The sequence below is a fragment of the Embleya sp. NPDC059213 genome (assembly GCF_042754445.1).
Classification (GTDB): domain Bacteria; phylum Actinomycetota; class Actinomycetes; order Streptomycetales; family Streptomycetaceae; genus Embleya.
On record NZ_JBHZAV010000345.1, the window covers coordinates 1 to 4,964 of the forward strand.

At 69.3% G+C, this 4,964-nt stretch carries 4 protein-coding genes and 1 other RNA gene; all 5 read left to right on the forward strand.

From position 1 onward, the window contains the following. The first annotated feature begins 158 nt into the window (after nt 1-158). The 5 genes from ACFXMF_RS46730 (at nt 159) to ACFXMF_RS46750 (ending at nt 4,816) form a co-directional block, all read left to right on the forward strand. Complete coding sequence (locus tag ACFXMF_RS46730; protein ID WP_380021280.1) at nt 159-1,379, forward strand: M23 family metallopeptidase; 1,221 nt, start codon at nt 159-161, stop codon at nt 1,377-1,379. Between the two features lie 57 nt (nt 1,380-1,436). Then, on the forward strand, nt 1,437-1,916 hold the full coding sequence (smpB, locus tag ACFXMF_RS46735; RefSeq protein ID WP_360307776.1) for an SsrA-binding protein SmpB: 480 nt from the start codon (nt 1,437-1,439) through the stop codon (nt 1,914-1,916). A gap of 140 nt (nt 1,917-2,056) precedes the next feature. Further along, nucleotides 2,057-2,426: a transfer-messenger RNA gene (ssrA, locus tag ACFXMF_RS46740) on the forward strand. A gap of 445 nt (nt 2,427-2,871) precedes the next feature. Beyond that, nucleotides 2,872-4,278 (forward strand): NAD-dependent malic enzyme, encoded by a 1,407-nt coding sequence (locus tag ACFXMF_RS46745; RefSeq protein WP_360307282.1) that lies wholly within the window; start codon nt 2,872-2,874, stop codon nt 4,276-4,278. 256 nt (nt 4,279-4,534) lie between these two features. Continuing rightward, the gene (locus tag ACFXMF_RS46750; RefSeq protein WP_355539945.1) at nt 4,535-4,816 is read left to right on the forward strand and encodes an HU family DNA-binding protein; all 282 of its coding nucleotides are present in this window, start codon (nt 4,535-4,537) and stop codon (nt 4,814-4,816) included. Nucleotides 4,817-4,964 lie beyond the last annotated feature (148 nt).

The following is a 4,964-nucleotide window of genomic DNA, read 5'->3' on the forward strand; positions in this document are numbered from 1 at the left end:
GCCCTGTTCCCCCGCGGCGTAACAGGGCCTTCGAACGTCTGTATGCGACCGGATGGGTTCGTATTACTTCCATACCGGTGTGGGTCGTGGCAATCATCGACGATTGCGCGTTTCTTGTGATCATGGGAGGAATTCGGACGAGGCGACTCGGATTGTCGGTGCTCGTGGTGATCACGGCCGCTGCGGTGGGTTTCGTGCCCGCGTACGCCGACGGCGACGACGGCGACGCGCACGTGCGAAAGCAGCGTGCCGACGTCGCGGCCAAGGACATGCGGGCCGACCTGGACGCGTCGCTGGCCCGCCTGGCCACCGCGGAGACCGCGTACGCGGAGGCCGAGGCGGCCGGGCCGGGTGCCCGGGCGGCCCTGGACCAGGCCCGGGCGCGGGTGGCCCGGGCGCAGGCCCGCAGCGCCGAACTGGCGCACGGCGTGGAACTGGCCCGGGCCGCGGTGGCCACCGCCGAGGCCGAGCTGCGCGATGTGGCGGCGGCGACCCAGGCGGTGCGCGAGGACGTCACGCGGCTGGTGGGTCGGGCGTACCGCAACGGCGCAATGGCGCAGTTGTCGATGATCCTGCGCGCGCAGACCCCGGCGGAGCTGCTGAGCAATCTCCAGGGATACCGGCAGATGCTCCAGGCGGACCACGAGACGATCGCGCGGCTGGAGCGCACCCGCGACGCGATCGACCTGCGGCGGGCCGAGCTGGAGCGCCGGCGGGAGGAGGCCCGGGTCCGGCACGCGGAGGCCGGGCGACAACTGGTCGAGGTGGTCGCGCTGGAGAAGGCCGCGAACGACGCGGCGGCCAGGGTGACCGCGCTGGCGGCGCAACGCGAGGCGGCGCTGGTCACCGCGCGTGAGGAGAAGGCGGCCGACCAGCAGCGCTACGAGGCGATCCGGGCCGAGCAGAAGCGGCTGACCGAGCTGGTGAACCGGAGCAACGCGCCGGCCGCCGCGAGCGGTCGACCGGCCGCGTCCTCGATGCAGGGCGGCGCGCTGTCCCACCCGGTGCGCGGCCCGGTCAGCTCGGACTTCGGGATGCGTTACCACCCGATCCTGGAGTACACGAAGCTGCACACCGGCACCGACTTCGCCGTCCCCGAGGACACCTCGGTGACCGCCGCCCGCGCGGGCACGGTCGTGCAGACCGGCTACAACGCGGCGTACGGCTACCGCGTGGTGCTCTCGCACGGGCGGGTCGGCGGGGTCGCGCTGACCACGACCTACAACCACCTGTCCCGGATCACCGTGCGCGAGGGGCAGCGGATCCCGCGCGGCGATCAGGTCGGCCGATCGGGCAACACCGGCTGGTCCACCGGCGCACACCTGCATTTCGAGGTGCTCGTGGACGGCGACTTCGTCGACCCGGCACTGTGGTTGTGAACGGCGTGGGGCCGGGCGGGTAATGAGCTTGCGGCGATGCGCGAGAATGCAGGGATCATGGCGAAAGAGACCGGGCGCAAGCTCATCGCGCAGAACAAGAAGGCGCGGCACGACTACCTCATCGAGGACACCCTCGAAGTCGGCCTCGTCCTGACCGGCACCGAGGTCAAGTCGTTGCGGGCCGGCAAGGCGTCCCTGGTGGACGGCTACGCCAGCATCGACGGCGGCGAGGTGTGGCTGCACAACGTGCACATCTCGGAGTACTCGCAGGGCACGTGGACCAATCACACGGCGCGGCGCAAACGCAAGCTGCTGTTGCACCGGCACGAGATCGAGAAGCTGATCCAGGAGACCCAGGAAACGGGTCACACCCTGGTGCCGCTCAGCCTGTACTTCAAGGACGGTCGGGCCAAACTCGAACTGGCGCTGGCCAAGGGCAAGAAGAACTACGACAAACGACAGACCCTGCGCGAGCAGCAGGACCGGCGCGAGACGGAGCGCGTGATGTCGAAGTACGTGCGCGGCCGCCGAGCGTGACCCGCCGGGAATGAAGTGGACCGGTCCGACGTTGGACCGTACGATGTGCGTGGTTCGGGCCGAGCAGGTGTGGCGGGTCGGGCCGTCGGGCAGGGCACCAGGGTTCCTCGGAGCCTCGGTGGTTGCTTGACAACTCAATAGGGGGTGATCGGTTTCGACTGCGGCTGTCGAAGCAGAGGAAGCGAGCCGAGGAAGCGACAATGATCTCGTTAACCACCTGTCGCAAACAAATAATCGCCGATACCAAGCGCGATTCCTTCGCCCTCGCTGCCTAAGCGAGTATCCGAAGGTGTCAGACCGGATGCGTCCCCGCTCCGGACCCTGGCATAATCTAGGGGACTCCACCGTACGACCCGGTTACGGGGTGGTACGGGACAAAAAACAGTAACTGGGCCCGTCGGTGTCTTGTCCACGTGAACACCGGGGCCGAGAAAATCGTTGTGGACTGCGCTCGGAGAAGCTCTGGTTCTGCACCGTAGGACGCGGGTTCAATTCCCGCCACCTCCACCCCTGTTGACGAAAAGACCCGGTGTGCCTGCACACCGGGTCTTTTTGCGTTCCGGGAAAGCTGTGTGCTCCGGGAGACCGTGCATCCCGGAAGAGGCGTGCGTTCCCGAAAGCGACGAACCGGCGGCCCTGGGGGCCGCCGGTTCGCGAAGTCGAGGACACCGACCCGCCAATGCTCGCCTCTCGGCAAGTGGTCCCTCGTAGGGACTAATGGTTGGGCCCGGGGGCTTGGATCGAGCCGGTGTCGTCGACCAGCGTAGCCGACCGTCCGGCGGCGCCGGAATGATCGGCGAAGGAGGAGGATCACAGTTTGCGGAGCCGTCGGCTCCGGGTAGAGCGGGGCCGCGGCGCGGCCCGCGGCCCCGTCCGTGTCCACGAAGTGAGACCATCGGGAGCGATGCGACGCCGTGGGAAACGGGTGTCGCAGCGATCGGAGGAGAAAGAGTTCATGCCCGCAGCGCCCAGCGCCTCGTACTCGATCACGGCTCGGCTGGAGGTCCCCGCGGGGGGCCGATCGGTCAGCCGGCTCACCAATACGGTCGAATCCGCCGGGGGGTCGATCACCGCGCTCGACGTCACCGCGTCCGGCCACGAGCGCCTGCGGATCGACGTCACGATCGCCGCGACCTCGACCGACCACGCGGACCGGCTCGTCGAGGCGATCCGGCAGATCGAGGGGGTCACCCTCGGCAAGGTCTCGGACCGAACCTTCCTGATGCACCTCGGCGGCAAGATCGAGATGCAGTCCAAGCATCCGATCCGCAACCGTGACGACCTCTCGATGATCTACACCCCGGGTGTGGCCCGGGTGTGTCTGGCCATCGCGGAGAACCCGGACGACGCGCGCCGGCTGACCATCAAGCGCAACACCGTCGCGGTGGTCACCGACGGCTCCGCGGTGCTGGGCCTGGGCAACATCGGCCCCAAGGCCGCGCTGCCGGTGATGGAGGGCAAGGCGGCCCTGTTCAAGCGGTTCGCCGGGATCGACGCCTGGCCGATCTGCCTGGACACCCAGGACCCGGACGAGATCGTCCGGGCGGTACAGGTGATGGCGCCGGGCTTCGCCGGGATCAACCTGGAGGACATCTCCGCGCCGCGCTGCTTCGAGATCGAGCGTCGGCTGCGCGAGACGCTGGACATCCCGGTCTTCCACGACGACCAGCACGGCACCGCGATCGTGGTGCTGGCGGCGCTCACCAACGCCCTGCGGGTGGTCGGCAAGAAGATCGAGAATGTGCGCATCGTCATGTCCGGCGCGGGCGCGGCGGGCACGGCGATCCTCAAACTTCTGCTGTCCGCGGGCGCCGGCCACGTGGTGGTCGCGGACGTACACGGCGTGGTGCACACGGGTCGTACGGACATGGGCGAGGACCTGCGCTGGATCGCCGAGCACACCAACGAGCAGGCCCTCAGCGGCACCCTCAAGGAGGCCGTGGTCGGCGCGGACGTGTTCATCGGCGTGTCGGCGCCGAACGTACTCGCCGGCTCCGACATCGCCGCGATGGCCCCGGACTCGATCGTGTTCGCGCTGGCCAACCCGGATCCCGAGGTGGACCCGGCGGCGGCCCTGGAGCACGCCGCGGTGGTCGCCACCGGCCGCAGCGACTTCCCGAACCAGATCAACAACGTGCTCGTCTTCCCGGGTGTCTTCCGAGGTCTGGTGGACGCGCAGAGCCGGCACATCACCAACGACATGCTGCTCGCCGCCGCGCGGGCGCTGGCGTCGGTGGTCACCGACGACGAAGTGAACCCGAACTACATCATTCCGAGCGTTTTCCACCCGGAGGTGTCCGCCGTGGTGGCGGCGGCGGTGCGGGACGCGGTGTTGGCGGAGCGGCAGAACCCTGCGGGATGAGCGTCGGAACCCTGCGGGATGATCGTCGTACTGTCCGTACGGATCCCGGTTGCAGGGGCCCCCGAACGGCCCCGTAATCTGCCGGAACCGCGAAATCACGGGGCTTTCCCAGTGATTTCGCGTGTCCTTGATTAGCTTCCGGGCATGGATGAGTGCAGGATTCGTCCCCGGGGCAAGAACAGCGAGTTGGACTGAACCACGTTTGCGACCACGTTCGTGGTCGTCGGCGGAGGTCAGCAAGACACGGGAGTGACACATGAACCGCAGTGAGCTGGTGGCCGCCCTCGCGGAGCGCGCCGACGTGACCCGCAAGGACGCGGACGCCGTACTGAGCGCGCTCGCCGACGTCGTCGGCGAGATCGTCGCCAAGGGTGACGAGAAGGTCTCGATCCCGGGCTTCCTCACCTTCGAGCGCACCCACCGCGCTGCCCGCACCGCGCGGAACCCGCAGACCGGTGACCCGATCGACATCCCGGCCGGCTTCGGCGTCAAGGTTTCGGCGGGCTCGAAGCTCAAGGCCGCGGCCTCGGGCAAGTAAGCCCGTAGCGCCCCGGAGGAAAACCGGAAGGGGGGGGGGCCCCCCGGGGGGGCCCCCGCGCCGGGGGGGGGGGTGGGGCCCCCGCCGGCACGCGCCCGCCCGCGCCCCCCACGGGGCCCCGGCGGGGGGGCCGGGGCGGCCCCCGCGC

What these genes read in the sequence shown, in the direction of transcription:
- smpB (WP_360307776.1), top strand. Translation starts at nt 1,437, where the DNA reads ATGGCGAAAGAGACCGGGCGCAAGCTCATCGCGCAGAACAAGAAGGCG.
- ACFXMF_RS46745 (WP_360307282.1), top strand. Translation starts at nt 2,872, where the DNA reads ATGCCCGCAGCGCCCAGCGCCTCGTACTCGATCACGGCTCGGCTGGAG.
- ACFXMF_RS46750 (WP_355539945.1), top strand. Translation starts at nt 4,535, where the DNA reads ATGAACCGCAGTGAGCTGGTGGCCGCCCTCGCGGAGCGCGCCGACGTG.